Annotated in this window: 9 protein-coding genes; 5 read left to right on the top strand and 4 right to left on the bottom strand. The window is 74.5% G+C overall.

Annotated features, from left to right (window positions below; genetic code table 11):
• Positions 1–35: 35 nt before the first annotated feature.
• Both WME89_RS20150 and WME89_RS20145 read left to right on the top strand, forming a co-directional pair.
• On the top strand, positions 36–1,538 hold the full coding sequence (locus tag WME89_RS20150; protein WP_438010744.1) for a hypothetical protein: 1,503 nt from the start codon (positions 36–38) through the stop codon (positions 1,536–1,538).
• Positions 1,539–1,640: 102 nt separating this feature from the next.
• On the top strand, positions 1,641–2,999 hold the full coding sequence (locus tag WME89_RS20145) for a PQQ-dependent sugar dehydrogenase (RefSeq protein ID WP_438010743.1): 1,359 nt from the start codon (positions 1,641–1,643) through the stop codon (positions 2,997–2,999).
• Positions 3,000–3,006: 7 nt separating this feature from the next.
• On the opposite strand, the gene WME89_RS20140 is transcribed toward WME89_RS20145, so the two are convergent.
• From WME89_RS20140 to WME89_RS20130, 3 genes are read right to left on the bottom strand one after another with little or no spacing between them, the layout of a single operon-like run.
• Positions 3,007–4,287: a PEGA domain-containing protein gene (locus tag WME89_RS20140; RefSeq protein ID WP_438010742.1), complete on the bottom strand. Its 1,281-nt coding sequence runs from the start codon at positions 4,285–4,287 to the stop codon at positions 3,007–3,009.
• Positions 4,284–7,064, bottom strand: coding sequence for an FG-GAP-like repeat-containing protein (locus tag WME89_RS20135; protein WP_438010741.1), 2,781 nt, complete (start codon positions 7,062–7,064; stop codon positions 4,284–4,286). Before WME89_RS20135 ends, WME89_RS20140 begins: the two co-directional genes overlap by 4 nt.
• 2 nt (positions 7,065–7,066) lie before the next feature.
• Positions 7,067–8,734 carry a serine/threonine-protein kinase gene (locus WME89_RS20130; protein ID WP_438010740.1) on the bottom strand — a complete coding sequence of 556 codons (1,668 nt, stop codon included), beginning with the start codon at positions 8,732–8,734 and terminating at the stop codon, positions 7,067–7,069.
• 250 nt (positions 8,735–8,984) lie between these two features.
• On the opposite strand from WME89_RS20130, the gene WME89_RS20125 reads away from it, so the two are divergent.
• Positions 8,985–9,632: a histidine phosphatase family protein gene (locus WME89_RS20125; RefSeq protein WP_438010739.1), complete on the top strand. Its 648-nt coding sequence runs from the start codon at positions 8,985–8,987 to the stop codon at positions 9,630–9,632.
• Here the strand turns inward: WME89_RS20125 and WME89_RS20120 are convergent.
• Positions 9,601–10,632 (bottom strand): phosphotransferase family protein, encoded by a 1,032-nt coding sequence (locus tag WME89_RS20120; RefSeq protein ID WP_438010738.1) that lies wholly within the window; start codon positions 10,630–10,632, stop codon positions 9,601–9,603. The two genes, WME89_RS20125 and WME89_RS20120, sit on opposite strands and share 32 nt — an antisense overlap.
• 356 nt (positions 10,633–10,988) lie before the next feature.
• Between WME89_RS20120 and nhaA the strand changes: the two genes are divergently transcribed.
• Together nhaA and WME89_RS20110 are read left to right on the top strand one after the other, a co-directional pair.
• On the top strand, positions 10,989–12,395 hold the full coding sequence (gene nhaA, locus WME89_RS20115) for a Na+/H+ antiporter NhaA (protein ID WP_438010737.1): 1,407 nt from the start codon (positions 10,989–10,991) through the stop codon (positions 12,393–12,395).
• Positions 12,396–12,595: 200 nt separating this feature from the next.
• Positions 12,596–13,516 carry an SRPBCC family protein gene (locus WME89_RS20110; protein ID WP_438010736.1) on the top strand — a complete coding sequence of 307 codons (921 nt, stop codon included), beginning with the start codon at positions 12,596–12,598 and terminating at the stop codon, positions 13,514–13,516.
• Positions 13,517–13,811 lie beyond the last annotated feature (295 nt).

Below are 13,811 nucleotides of genomic sequence, written 5' to 3'. Positions count from 1 at the left end.
GCGCAAGCGCGGCCGCGCTCGTCTACATTACATGGATGCGGATCCTGAACTGGATGACTCTGGGGCTCCTGTGCGCGGCTTGCGGTGACACGGGCGATCCGCCCGGCCCGGGTGGCGGCGGCTCCGGGGGCGTCGGCACGACGACCGTGAGCAGCGGCGGCGGCAACGGCGGCAACGGCGGCAACGGCGGCAACGGCGGCAATGGCGGCAATGGCGGCAACGGCGGGACGGGCGTCGGTGGCGACGGGACCGGCGGGAGCGGGGGCGAGGATGAGGGCTTCGCCGCTCCCGCCGCCACATTCCTCCATCCGACGGCGACGCCGCCCAGCAGGGTGGTCAACACTGCCATTGCCGCGGCCGCGGACGGCGGCGTTTACGTGGGCGGCGAGGGGCGCGGAGGGGTCATGCTGGGCGACCAGATGATCACCGAGCGGGGCGCGTTCCTCATCCATCTCGATCGCGACGGCGCCCTGCGCTGGTCAGCGCCGATCGTGACGACGCTGCAGTCCGCGGTGACCACCGTGACCGCCGATGGAGCGGGCAACGTGCTCTTCGCGGGCGACGTCAAGGGCGATGTCAAGATCGGGAGCACGACGCTGGCGGGCCCGTGGAGCGCGACCTATCCCGACGTGATGGTGGCCAAGCTCGACGGCGGGGGCGCCGTGCTCTGGGCGAGAAGCTTCGGCTCGATCGCCGAGGATCACTGCCTCGCGATCGCGACCGACGCGACGGACCATGTCTACGTGGGCGGCAATGTCTTCTGGGAGGTCGACTTCGGCAGCGGCCTCATGCCGGCGCACGGCCAGTCTCCGTTCCTCTTGAAGCTGACGCCTGACGGCGACTTCGCCTGGGCCAAGGTGTTCGTCAACCCCGGCGGCAATCAAGGCGCCGTGGCCGGCATCGCCACGCACGACGACGGCGACGTGTCGATCACGGGCTACATGGACCGCCCGGTGACCATCGACGGCACGGCGCTGGAGAAGCCCGCCGGCGCGACGACGATGGGCTTCGTCGCTCGCTTCTCGAGCTCGGGGGAGATCCGGTTCGCGCGGCGCTTCGGCGGGCCCGAGATCAACATGGGCAATGAGATCGCCGTCGGCGAGGGCACGTTCCTGGCAGGCACGGTGAGCGGCGAGAGCGATGTGCTCGGGACGACGGTGAACGCGGCCATCACCGGGACGCCGTTCGTCGCGAAGCTCACCGAGAGCGGGACCGCCGAGTGGGTAATCACGCCAAAGCCAGGCGGCGCGATGTACGGCCTCGCGCCCGACATGGCGGGTGGCGTCTACGCGGCGGGTCGTCACGACGAGGGCGCCGACGGTCAATACAGCCCCTTCTTGCTGCACGCGCGCGCCCCCTCGGGGGTCACCGCGACCCAGCGGTACACGTCGAGCGCCGGATCCGCCGACGGCATGGCGCGCACCTCCGACGGCGCGCTCTGGGTCGCGGGCGTCTTCGAAGGTTCCATCGACCTCGGAACAGGTCCCGTCGAGTCGCCGAGCACGAGCGGCTTCATCCTTCGCTTCCCGCCGCCCTGAGCCGGTAGCTCGAGCGCGGATTGGCGGGCTCATCCGTCGACCAGAGCCGTGGACAGACAGAGATCCGTGGACAGAAGAGGAGCCGAATGGCAACTACAGTCCATGGACAACAGAAGATCTGACCGCCAGTGGGCCCGGCTCCGGGTGGCGCAGGTGCTCCTGGTCGGCGCGGGCGCGCTGGCCGCGTGCTCGCCCAAGCGCGCCGAGGTCACGACACCGCAGCCAGCGCCCACCGACAGGATCCTCACCGGCGCCGATGCGCTGGGCGACTGGAGCACGGACGCGCCAGGCGTCAAACGCAAGATCACCGTCGCCGATCTCCCCGCGCCCAACGAAGATGAGTCGGTGACCAACAGGCCGAGCAAGGCAGATCGTCAACCGGGGATGTTCCCCAAAGTGCCATCGGGGTTCGCCGTCACCGAGCTCGCCACAGGCCTGGAGGAGCCCCGCGTCGTGCAGGTGGCGCCGAACGGCGATGTGTTCGTGGCCGAGAGCGGCGCCGACCGGGTGGCGGTGCTCCGGGACACGGACGGCGACGGCAAGGCCGACGTCCGCAGCGTCTACGCCGAGGACCTCAATCGCCCCTTCGGCATCGCCTTCTATCCCTCCGGCACCGACGCGCCGACGCACGTCTACGTCGCGAACACCGACAGCGTGGTGCGGTTCCCCTACAAGGCGGGCGACACCAAGGCGAGCGGGCCGGCCGAGCCGCTGATCACCGACATCCCCTCGGGCAAGGAGGCGGTGGGCGGCGGCGGCCACTGGACCCGCGATATCGCCTTCAGCAAGGACAACCAGCGGATGTTCGTGTCCGTGGGCTCCCGCTCCAATGTCGACGACGACGAGGACGAGCACCGCCGCGCCTGCATCCTGTCCTTCACGCCCGACGGCAAGAACGAGACGCTCCATGCGTCCGGCATCCGCAATCCGGTCGGCCTGGCCATCGAGCCGGCGACGGGCGCGCTCTGGACCAGCGTGAACGAGCGAGACGAGCTGGGCGACAACCTGGTCCCCGATTACGTGACGCACGTGCAAGAGGGCGGCTTCTACGGCTGGCCCTGGTACTACCTCGGCCCGCGCCAGGATCCGCGGCACGAGGGCAAGCACCCCGAGCTGAAAGACAAGGTGATCGTGCCGGACGTGCTGATCCAGTCGCACTCGGCGTCCCTCGACCTCTGCTTCTACACGGGCCAGCAGTTCCCGGCCGACTACCAGGGCCACATCTTCGCCGCGGAGCACGGCTCGTGGAACCGCTCGCGGCGCACCGGATACAAGGTGATCCGCATCCCGGTCAAGGACGGCAAGGCGGCGGGCCATTACGAGGACTTCATGACCGGCTTCGTCACGAGCACCGGCGACGTGTGGGGCCGTCCGGTCGGCGTCGCCGTGGCCAAGGACGGCGCGCTGCTGGTGACCGACGACCAGAGCAACACCGTGTGGCGCGTGGCCTACGGCAAGTGAGGCGCCCTCAGAACCGCCCCCGCACGCCCGCCGACAGGAGCCCGACAGTGAACTCGGCCCCCGCGCCGCCGGGGGCCTTCGGGGGCGCCGGCGCGGCGGGCGCGCCGGCGAGCTTCGGCTCGTCGAAGGCGAAGAGCCGGAAGCCCACGGCGAACGCCGCGAACGACACGCCGCCGGCGATGGCCGCCGCCGCGCCGAGCCGGCCGCGGGCGTTCACGGCGGCGTTGTAGCGATCCCGCTCCGACGGCGTGAGCGAGCTCGCGTCCTGCCTGTCCCGCAGCTCGACCGCCTCGCCCTGGCGCGCGAGGGCGAGCCCCGCGAGCGCGCCCGTCGCGACGACGCCCGCCGCCCCGACGCCGAGCACCGCCCACGCCGCGATGCGCCGGGGCGTCATGCGGAGATCGGCGTCGAACCGGACCGTCTGCTCGTGCGCCACCCGGATCTCCTGCCGGTAAACCTGGTGCCCTGGCAGCGAGACCTCGACGACATGCGCGCCCGGCTCCACCGCGATCGGGGCCGCCGTCGGCACCGTCGCCCGCTCCTGCCCGTCGACAGCGACCCGCGCGCCGCCGGTGCCGGTCACGTGCAGCTGCGCCGGCTTCGGCCGCAGCACGACGTGCGCCGGCATCAGCTCGCCAGAGACCGCGACCACCGTGAGCTCCTCCTCGTAATGCCCGGTCGCCTGCACCCGCACGCGGTGCGGGCCAGGGGCGACCGGCGCGACGAGCGGCGCCGGGACGAACGGCTGGCCATCCACCGACACCCGGGCGCCCTCGGCCCGCGAGGAAAGGAGCAGCCGCGTGCCGCCCACCGGCGGGCTCGCGGCCGCGGCGTCCCCGCGCCCGCCGGCGGAAGCCGCCCCCGTCGCGGCCCCCTCGCCCGCGGGGCCCTCGCCGGCGAGGCGCGCCTCCAGCGGGACGAGCGCCTCCAGCGCGTCGACCGCCTCCTCGCGGCGCGCTGCCTTCGGATCCGCGCGCAGGTAATCGCGGTAGAGCGCGACCGCGCGGCGCAGCGCGTCCGGCGCCGCCTGCGTGAGGTACTGCCGCCGGAAGGCCTGCGCCGCCGAGAACAGCAGCGACGGGCTCGGCACGAGCTCGTGCGCCTCCAGGAACGCCTCCGCGGCGACCTGGTACTGGCCCGCGTCGTACGCCTGCGCGCCGGCGTTGAAGAAGTCCTCCGCCCGCGCCGCCTGTCCGGGCGTGGGGCGCGCGTCCGCCAGGGCCGCGGCGGGCGCCGCGGCGAGGCTCACGCAAGCCCAGAGGACCAGGGAGCGAGCCGCCGCCCTCATTGCAGCACCGGCGCGCCGCGGAACACCTTCAGGAAGGCGGAGCTCATCGCCACGGCGAGATCGTCGACGCCATCGCCGTCGAAGTCGGCCGCGCCGAGGGCGACGAAATCGCTGGTGGCGTCCGGCGGGGGGCCAGGAAACGGGGCGCCGAGAGGGCGGAGCTGCCGCGCGCCGGCGTCGAGGTCGTACAGCTCGAGCCGCCCGGGCCCGGCCACGGCCACCTCGAGCGCGGCGTCGGCGTCGGCGTTGAGCAGCGCCACGGCGAGGCCCACGCAGGCCTCGTCGCCGTCGCAGGGCGGCTCCGGCGCGGCGAGCTCCGCCTCGTCGAAGCCGCCGCCGGCGCGACCCCAGAAGGCGATGATCTTCCCTGTGTCCGCGCGGGCGAGGAGATCCTTCTGCCCGTCGCCGTCCAGATCCGCGACGAGCGGGCGCGGCGCGTACTTCGGCGGGCTCGCGTGCTCCATGACCGCCGCCCGCTCCACGACCGCCTTGAAGCGGTACGCGGTCTTCTGCCGGGAGCGCTCGACCAGCGGCCCGCCGTCCGCCGCGTAAACGGCGAGCTCGCCGTCGTCGAGCCACACGAGCTCATCGCGGCCGTCGCCGTCCGTGTCGATCGGCGCGAGCACGCACGCTTCGCACGGGGGCTCCCCCTCCTCGGGCCGGCCGGAGGCCGCGGCGGCGAGGTTGTCGCCCTCGGGCGAGACCGTGATCAGCCAGAGCTGCGAGAGCTGCGCGCCCTCCGGCGCGGGAGCGGGCCCGGAGGCGATGTGCTCCGTGACCGCGGCGAGGAAGTGCACCGGGGTGCCGTCGTCCTCGACCGCGAGCACGCCGCCCGCGACGCCCAGCAGGCGCACGGGCAGGATGGAGCTCGGCGCGCCACCGCCCATGGGCCCATCCGGGGGCATGTTACCGGGCACGGGCATACCGGGCACGGGGAAGTAGAACGGCGCGCGGATGAGGCGCTCGCTGCCCCCCTCGATGAGCGCGAGCCCGGAGCCGGGCGCCCGATCCATCGCGCGCGGGAGGCCGCGCACGGCGACGAGCTGGGCGCTCGTCGCCCCCTTGATGACGCGCCCCGCGACGAGGCCAGCGGCCAGGTCGAGCCGGCCGTGTCCGGCCGGCGGGGACGGGGCGGAGAAGGCGTTGCCGTAGGCGATGTCGAGCAAAGTCCACGGCTGCGGAGACGAAGGCCGCGCCTGCTGATCGAAGTAGGCGATGTCGTTCACCCGGTCACCGTCGACGTCGGCGACGGCGAGGTAGTGAGGCGGGCACCGCGTCGCGATGCGCTGCGGGTAAAAGGTGCCGTCCGACGCGCCGGTGAGGATCGCGAGGTCGGGGAGCTGCGCCGCGGTCGCGACGATGTCGAGGTGGCCGTCGGCGTTCACGTCCGCGCCGACCGCCTCGCACCCTCCCGCGATGGGGCTGCAGACCGGCGACTGGAACAGCGTCGTGCCGGAAGGGCATTCCAGCGGCATGAGCTCGGGTCCCGGGCGGGACGCGTTGAAATCGCCGGCGACGAAGATCGCGTACGGATCGGCGAGCGCTCCCTCGAGGACCGCGTTGCCCAGCGAGAGCGCGCCGGTGCGCTGGTCGGCCACGCCGTCGGGAGGCGCGGTCGGCGTCGAGTGGAAGCGCCCCCCGCCGACGCCGTACGCGACATGGATCTCGCCGAGGTCGCCTCGGATGGCGTTCACGATGAGGTCGAGCTGGCCGTCGCCGTTCTGGTCGTGCACGGCGAGCGAGGCGTTGATGTTGCGGATCCTCGCGCCGCCGCCGAGCTGCACCTCGGGCAGGTCCGAGAGCTCGAACGAGCCTCCGGGGCCGCACACGGCGTGGATCCGGATCCGATCGTCGCACCGCCTCGCCACGATCGCCTCGTCGCAGGCGTCGCTGCCGGCGGCGCCCTCGACGATATCGGCGGCGACCACGGCGGCGATCTCGCCCGGGTCCACCACCTCCCCGGCGAGCGTCTGCGGCATCTTTTCCGGGTCCGACATCACCGCGACGCGGCCAGGGCCGCCGGACGGCGGCTCGCAGGCGATGCCGCCGTCGCTGCCGGCGTCGCTCGCCGCGGCGGCTGCTCCGAGGAAGATCAGCGCGGCGTCGCGGCCGCGCAGCCGCACCGACAGGAGGCGCGCGGCCTCGCTGTCGAGGCGCGTGGTCGAGTAGAGCGTGGGCGCGATGGTGACGCTCTCGGGGGCGGAGTACACGAAGAGGCCGTTCGCCGCGTCGCCCTGCGCGGCCACCACGTCTCCCCGCCCGGGGACGACGAGGTCGAGCTGGCCGTCGCCCGTCATGTCGCGCAGCAGCGGCGCGGGCGAGGTCTCCTCCTCGGACGTCGCGCGGGAGATCCGCAGCGCCTGCTCCGCCTGCGCGCACAGGCCGGGCGCCTGGCTCGGGAACGCCGTGATCGTGGTGCCCTGGAGCGTCGTGTGCACGAGCTCGTCGCAGCCGTCGGCGTTGATGTCGCCGGTCGAGAGCTCCATCGCGTTGACCGTGCCGCGCGTCGCCAGCTCCTCGAACGCGCCGCTGGGGCGCCGGCAGACGCCGTCCGCGCCGCACCCGTGGCCGTCGGGGCACGCGAGCCCGTCGGCGCCGCAGAGGTAGCGGCACTGGTGCGCGCTCCCGGGCGCGCCGCAGCCTTCCTGCCCGTCGCAGGCCTCGTCCGGCTCCTCGACGACGCGGTTGCCGCACACGTCCTCCTCGAGGAGCGAGAGGTTCGCGCAGCCCGCGAGCGCCAGCGCGAGCGCGAGCGACAATCCGTGCGTTCGCTTCATGGTCAGGGTGCTCCGACGAGGCTGTCGAACGCTGGCTTCTCCAGGTCGGCGTGGTGCTTGCGCGGGCGGCTCGGCCGGGCGCCCGAGCCCGCGGCCGGCGCGGAGGTGGCGCTGGCCTTCGCGGCGGCCGGCGCCGCCTGCGCCGACCCGCTGGCGGCCGCGCCGGCCTCGCCGGGCGCCTCCGCCTCGCCGGGCGGCACGCCGGCGGCGCCCGGGCCCGTGGCGGCCCCGCCGGGCGCCGTGGCGGCCCCGCCGGGCGCCGTGGCCGCCGGCGCTGCGTCCGGAGGCGAGATGGCGTCACCGCCGGCGCGCGGCCACGCGAGCGCCACGGCCACCGCGCCGCCCAGCAGCAGCACCGCGAGCACCCCGGCGCGGCGGGCCACGGTCGTCGGCGCCCGGGCGGGCGCGGCGAGCGGGGCGTCAGGGAGCGGAGCGAGCGCCACGGTCCGGCCGACCTCGACGGGGCCCGCGTCGCCCGGCGCCGCCTCCGCGTCGCCCGGCGCCGCCGGCAGCATGGGCTCGGTGCGCCCGGCCGCCCCGCTGCCGCTCGCTCCAGGGCTGCGCAGCGTGCCGGAGGTGCCGGCTCGCTCGGGCTCGGCCTCAGCCTCGGCCTCTGGCGCGACGGCGGCGACGGCGGCGGTCGCCGCGTCGGCGCTGATGTGCCGCGGCCCGATGGACACGGCGCGCTCGCCGCTCCGGGGCCGCGACGCGCCGGCGCCGTCGAGCCCCTCGAGGCCGAGCTTGCGCACCTGCTCGACGAGCGCCTGCACCGCCGCGCCGGCCGACGGCGGCCGCTCCTGGGCGCGCTTCGCGAGCATCGCCAGCACCGGAGCGTCGAGCTCCGGCGGGAGGTCCGCGCAGACGCTCGACGCCCGCGGCGGCTCGTTGAGGAGGTGCATCATCATCACGTCCATCGCCGAGTCGGCCTGGAAGAGCAGCGTCCCCGTGAGCATCTCGTGGGCGATCACGCCGAGGGCGTAGATGTCCGCGCGATGGTCCACGGCCTTTCCGCGGACCTGCTCGGGCGACATGTAGGCGGGCGTCCCGACCGCGACGCCCGTGGCCGTCTTGTGGGCGAGGGCCTCGTCCGCGAGCTTCGCCACGCCGAAGTCGAGCAGCTTGGGGAAGTAGCGGCCGCCCTTCTCGGTCGCGACGAAGATGTTCTCGGGCTTCAGATCGCGGTGCGTGATCCCCGCCGCGTGCGCGGCGTCGAGCGCGTCGGCGATGCCCTCGAGGAGCGACGCGGCGCGGCCCGGCGACAGGCGACGCTCGCGCCGGATCAGCGCGCCGAGCGTGAGCCCGTCGAGCAGCTCCATGACGAAGTAGTGCCGCTCGTCGATGACGCCGAAGGAGAAGATGTCGATGATGTTGCGGTGGCGGATGCGGTTCACCGCGCGCGCCTCGCCGACGAAGCGCGACACGACCGTCGGATCGGACGCGAACCGCCGGTTCAGGACCTTGATCGCGACCCGCTTGCCGATGAGCGGGTGCTCCCCCGCGTAGACGTCGCCGAACGTCCCTGCGCCGAGCATCCGCTCGACGCGGTACTCGCCGATCATCGCGCCCGGCTGGAGCTCCAGGTCGTCGCCGGAGAAGGCCTCGTCCGGCAGCAGCGCGCCGCCGTGCTCCGGGCAGGTCGCCACGTTGTCCGGATAGGCTACGCGACACACGGAGCAGGTGGCCATCGACCGTCGCCCAGTCTAGGCGCCATGGCCGGCGATGAACAGCGCAGCGGAAGAGCCCGCGTGCGGGCGCGCTGCCGCGCTGGTGCGTGCTCCAGCACGCGGGTGACGGAGGCCGCGAGGGCGCCCGAGCTCATCCGCGCTGCGGCGCAGGGACGATCCGGGCGGCCGCGGCGCTCGCTCGGGCGCGGCCGCCCACGCTAGCCTGGCGCCGAGCGGCCCTGCGCGCGCCCGAGCCATGCAACCCTGCCTCTTGTTCCTCGTCCGCCACGGCCGCACCGCCGGCAACCGAGCTGGTCCAGGCACCCCGATGAGCGGGTGGACCGACACGCCGCTCGACGCGCAGGGCAGACAGGAGGCCGAGGCGCTGGGCCGCCGCCTCGCCGCGGGCCCGGCGTTCGACGCCGTGTACGCGAGCCCGCTCAGCCGCGCGCTCGAGACGGCGCGGATCGCGGCGGGCGTGTGGGGCCCGGTGCGCCCGCACGAGGGCCTGCGCGAGATCTCCTGCGGCGACGTGGACGGCGCGCCGATCGAGGAGGTCAAGGCGCGGCACGCCGCCCTCTGGGAAGCGAACCTGCGCCAGGACGACGACGATTTTCGCTGGCCCGGCGGAGAGAGCTACCGCGAGCTCCGCGCCCGCTGCCTCGCGGCGATCTGCTCCATCGCCGCGGCGCACCCGGGGCAGCGCGTGCTCGTGGTCACGCACGCGGGCGTCATCGGTCAGATCCTCGGGGCGCTGCACGGCGTCCCACCCGCCCGCTGGGAGCCGTTCCGGCCGGGCAACGCCAGCCTCACGTCGGTCTCGTGGCAGGGCGAGCGCGGCGTCTTGCTGCGCTTCGACGACCGCGAGCACGTCAGCTCCAGCACGCGTCGGCCCGGCGGATGACGCGCAGCCAGTCCGCCGCGTTCCGGGCCGCCGCCGCGCGCGCGTCGGAAGCGGCGCCGGGCTGGCCGGCGCGGCTGTCGCGCGCGATCGAGACGATCGAGAGGTGGTACCCGAGCGCGCCCGCGAGCGCGTTGGACGCGGCCGCGAACCAGTAGACGTCGCGCAGCGGCCGGGTGAGCGCCGGGGCGAGGCCGCGCGCCGCGAGGTAGCCGGCGAGCAGCGTGTCGTGGCGGCGCCTCGCCTCCGGCTCCCAGTAGCCGAGGGCCTGGAGCCACGAGCTCACGTCCTCGAGCGGCGAGCCGACCCGCGCGCGCGCCCAGTCGAGCAGCACCGGCTCGGCGACGCCGCCGCGCCGGCGGATCATGACGTTGCCCGGGTGCACGTCCCCGTGGATCACGGTGGTGCCGAGCGGCTGGAACGCGAGGAGCTGGCGGCGCATCGCGGGCAGCGCCGCGACCACCCGCCGCAGCGCGGGCATGGCCCGGGCGAGCGCGGGGATCTCGCCGCGGGGCAGCCGCTCGGCCACCGAGAGGGTGCCCCGCGCCGCGGCCAGGCTCTCCGCCTCGTAGTCCCACGCCGGCAGGGCAGCGCCCGGCGCCGTCTCCCCGTGGAACCGCGCCAGCTGCTCGAGCACCCGGGCGGTGTGCGCGCTGTCGGTCCAGGGCCAGGGGTGCGCCGGGACGATCCGCTCCAGGTAGAGCAGCCAGCGCCGGCGCCCGAGCCGCTGTGCCCCGAGCAGCTCGGGCGAGAAGCGCCGCGCGACGGACGTCGAGAGCCTCCGGTACACGGCCGCCTCCCGCGCGCCGTCGACGAGCTTGGCCACCAGCGCGACGCGTCGCGGCCGCGCGCCGCCGCGGAGCCGCGCGGTGATCAGCGCGACGTCCGAGCAGAGCCCGCCGTGGAGCGGGCGGATGTCGATGGCCGCGTCGCCGAGCGCAGCGCCGTGCCGCGTGACGAGGAACGCCGCCACCGCGGCCAGGTCGAGAGCAACCCGCGTCATCCGTCACCTCCCCGACCCACGGTGCATCGCGGCCAGCTCACGATCCACACTGCGCGTCGGATCGAGCTCTTCTCCTTTCCGCTTCCGCTCGGCTTCGCAGCGGCCGCTCAGGCGTCTCCGCAGCGGGGCCCCCGGCCGGTCCGCAGCGAGGTACCCGGCCGGTCCGCAGCCATGCGCCTCACCGTCTCCGCGGCAGCGCAACCTGGCCCGGCGCGCTCGTTCGCGCTGGATTCGATGGCCCGGATGAGTATTCTCCCGTGCGGGTGTCGTGGCCGTGGAGCGCCGCGACAGGTCATCACGGGACGGTCGGGCCGCCTTCCCCCAGCGCGCGACGTCGCTCGCGCCCCGGTGGTCCATTGAATCGACCGCACTCTCAGCTCGCCCCCGGAACCTGGGCCCCCGCGCGCCGCCTCGCCCAGCGCGTCCTCGGCCCGCTCGATCGCTTCCTCCACGTCGAGGCGGCCAGCGGGATCGTCCTCTTGGTCGCGTCCGTCGTCGCCCTCGCCTGGGCGAACTCGCCGTGGGGCGGCGCGTACGAGCACCTCTGGCACGTCCCGATCACGATCGGCGCCGGCTCGCTGGTGTTCACGCAGTCCCTCCACTTCTGGATCAACGAGGGGCTGATGACGGTCTTCTTCTTCGTCGTCGGCCTGGAGATCCGGCGAGAGATCCACGAGGGGGAGCTCTCGGATCTCAAGCGCGCGGCGCTGCCGGTCGCCGCCGCGGTGGGCGGCATGGTCGCGCCCGCGCTCCTCTACCTGTCGCTCAACGCATCGCCTGTCTCGCGGCACGGCTGGGGCGTCCCCATGGCGACCGACATCGCGTTCGCGGTGGGCGTGCTGGCCCTGCTCGGCAAGCGCGTGCCCCCTGCCCTGCGCGTGCTCCTGCTCGCGCTCGCGATCATCGATGACATCGGCGCGATCATCGTCATCGCGCTGTTCTACTCGTCGGGCGTCGCGTGGACCGGGCTGCTCATCGCGGGAGGCGGCGTGCTGGCCGTGCTCGTGCTCCAGCGCTTCGGCGTGCGCCGCCCCGCGGCCTACTTGGCCCCCGGCGCCTTGCTCTGGTGGGGCATGCTCCGCGCCGGCGTCCACCCGACGATCGCCGGCGTCGTCATCGGGCTGCTGACGCCTGCGCGCTCCTGGTACGGCAGCCACGGGTTCCTCAAGGCGGCCCGCGGCGTGGTGGACGAGGTCGGCGCGCTCGTCGGGCGCGAGGGCTACCGGGCCGATGAGCTGCTGAGCCCCCTCCGGCGGATCAAGACGGCCCAGCGCGAGGCGCTGGCGCCCGTCGTCCGGCTCCAGGCGGGGCTGCACCCGTGGGTCGCCTACGGCATCATGCCGCTGTTCGCCTTCGCCAACGCCGGCGTCCGCGTCGACGGCTCGTCGCTGGGCCACGCGGCCTCCGGGGCGATCCTGCTCGGGGTCATGCTCGGCCTTGTCGTGGGCAAGCCGCTCGGCGTGTTCCTCGCGAGCTTCGCGATGGTGCGGCTCGGCGTCTGCGCCCTGCCGCGCGGCGTCGGCTGGCGGGGGATCGCCGTCGTGGGCTGCGTCGCGGGCATCGGCTTCACGATGGCGATCTTCATCGCGGGCCTCGCGTTCGACGACGCCACGAAGCTCGCCGCGGCCAAGCTCGGCGTCCTGCTCGCCTCGGCCGTGGCGGCCGTGATCGGCCTCCTCGTCGGCCGGCTCGTGCTCTCGGGGGCGCCGACGCCCGGCGCGGCGCGGACGCTCGCGGAGGCCGAGGCGTCGACGGAGAAGTAGCTGCCGAGCTGCCAGACGTGTGCGCCGAAGCTCCGCGGGTCGCGTACGGCATATCCTCACTACGCAATCCGCATGAGCCTGGGTGTCGGCCGCGGCGCGGCGGGCCCATCTGCCTGCATCCCCGGGCCCGAGTCTCCACGGCGCGCGGAGGCGGGTCGCTTCCCGGGGCCGCAACGGGGCGAGGTACGGAGGAGATCACGATGAACGTCTTCGACAAGGTGCTGCGATCGGTGGTTCGACGCAGGCGGTACGATCTCGGCGGTGGGGCGGCCGTCGCGGCCGGGCTCGGCCTTGGAGCCGGTCTGATGTACGCGCTCGATCCCGAGCGGGGCGCGCAGCGCCGCGCGAGCGTCCGCGAGGGGGCCGTGAGCCTTGCCCAGCGGGCGGGTGCATTGCTCGACAACAGCACCCGCGACCTCGCCCGGACCGGCGAGCGGCTCGAGCTCACGCAGGCGAGCTGGCCGCCTGCCACGCGCGTGCTGGTGGGCGCGCTCGGCGTGGGGCTCGTGGGCTACGCGATCAAGCGCCGCGGTCCGCTCGGGGCCCTGCTCGGCGTGGTCGGCGCTGCGGTGCTGCTCCGGGAGCTCGACGACCGCCCGGCGAGGCGCGTGCCCGACGTCGGCGCGGTGCGCCGGGTGGCCGTGGACTTCCAGAAGACGATCACGGTGCGAGCGCCGGTCCGGGAGGTGTTCCTGTCCTTCATCCAGTTCGAGGGCTTCCCCCGGTTCATGTCGCACCTGCGCCAGGTGGAGACGCTGGGCGACGGCCGCATGCGCTGGACCGCCGTGAACCCGGCGGGCATCGCCGTCGCCTGGGACGCCGAGCTGACGCAGCTCGTGCCGAACGAGGTCGTCGCCTGGCGGAGCCTGCCCGGCCAGGCGATCGAGAACGCGGGCTTCGTGCGGCTCGAGGAGTGTCCCGAGGGCACCCGCCTCGACGTCAGGATGTCGTACAGCCCGCCCGCGGGCGCGCTCGGCGACGTCGTGGCGACGCTCTTCGGGGCCGATCCGGAGCGCGCGATGGATGAGGACCTCGCGGGCTTCAAGGCCTTGATCGAGGAGGGCGCGGCCTCGGCCGGTGGAGATGTGGTGGTCGTCGGAGACCTCCAGGGCGCCCGCTAGATCTGGCTCACGGCCGCGCGCGGCGATGGGGCGCTGCGCGCGGGCCTCTCGCTGAACCGCGCGAAGGTCGATGGGGGCGGTTCGGACGCCCGCCGAGACCGCTTCCGGTCACCGGGACACGGTCCGGATGCCCCCGCCGAGACCGCTTCCGGTCGCCAGGAGGCGCTTCGGATGCCCGCCGAGACCGCTTCCGGTCACCGGGAGGCGGTTGCATGCCCCCGTCGAGACCGCTTCCGGTCGCCAGGAAGCGGTTCGGACGCCCGCCGAGACCGCTTCCGGTCGCCAGGAGGCGGTC

Origin of the sequence: Sorangium sp. So ce321, from assembly GCF_051530195.1 — a bacterium.
In the GTDB taxonomy this organism is placed as follows: domain Bacteria; phylum Myxococcota_A; class Polyangia; order Polyangiales; family Polyangiaceae; genus Sorangium.
This window is presented reverse-complemented; position numbering and strand designations above follow the sequence as displayed.

Coding starts and splice junctions, on each gene's coding strand:
- WME89_RS20145 (WP_438010743.1), top strand. CDS start 1,641: ATGGACAACAGAAGATCTGACCGCCAGTGGGCCCGGCTCCGGGTGGCG.
- WME89_RS20110 (WP_438010736.1), top strand. CDS start 12,596: ATGAACGTCTTCGACAAGGTGCTGCGATCGGTGGTTCGACGCAGGCGG.
- WME89_RS20135 (WP_438010741.1), bottom strand. CDS start 7,064: ATGAAGCGAACGCACGGATTGTCGCTCGCGCTCGCGCTGGCGCTCGCG.
- WME89_RS20125 (WP_438010739.1), top strand. CDS start 8,985: ATGCAACCCTGCCTCTTGTTCCTCGTCCGCCACGGCCGCACCGCCGGC.
- WME89_RS20140 (WP_438010742.1), bottom strand. CDS start 4,287: ATGAGGGCGGCGGCTCGCTCCCTGGTCCTCTGGGCTTGCGTGAGCCTC.
- WME89_RS20150 (WP_438010744.1), top strand. CDS start 36: ATGCGGATCCTGAACTGGATGACTCTGGGGCTCCTGTGCGCGGCTTGC.
- WME89_RS20120 (WP_438010738.1), bottom strand. CDS start 10,632: ATGACGCGGGTTGCTCTCGACCTGGCCGCGGTGGCGGCGTTCCTCGTC.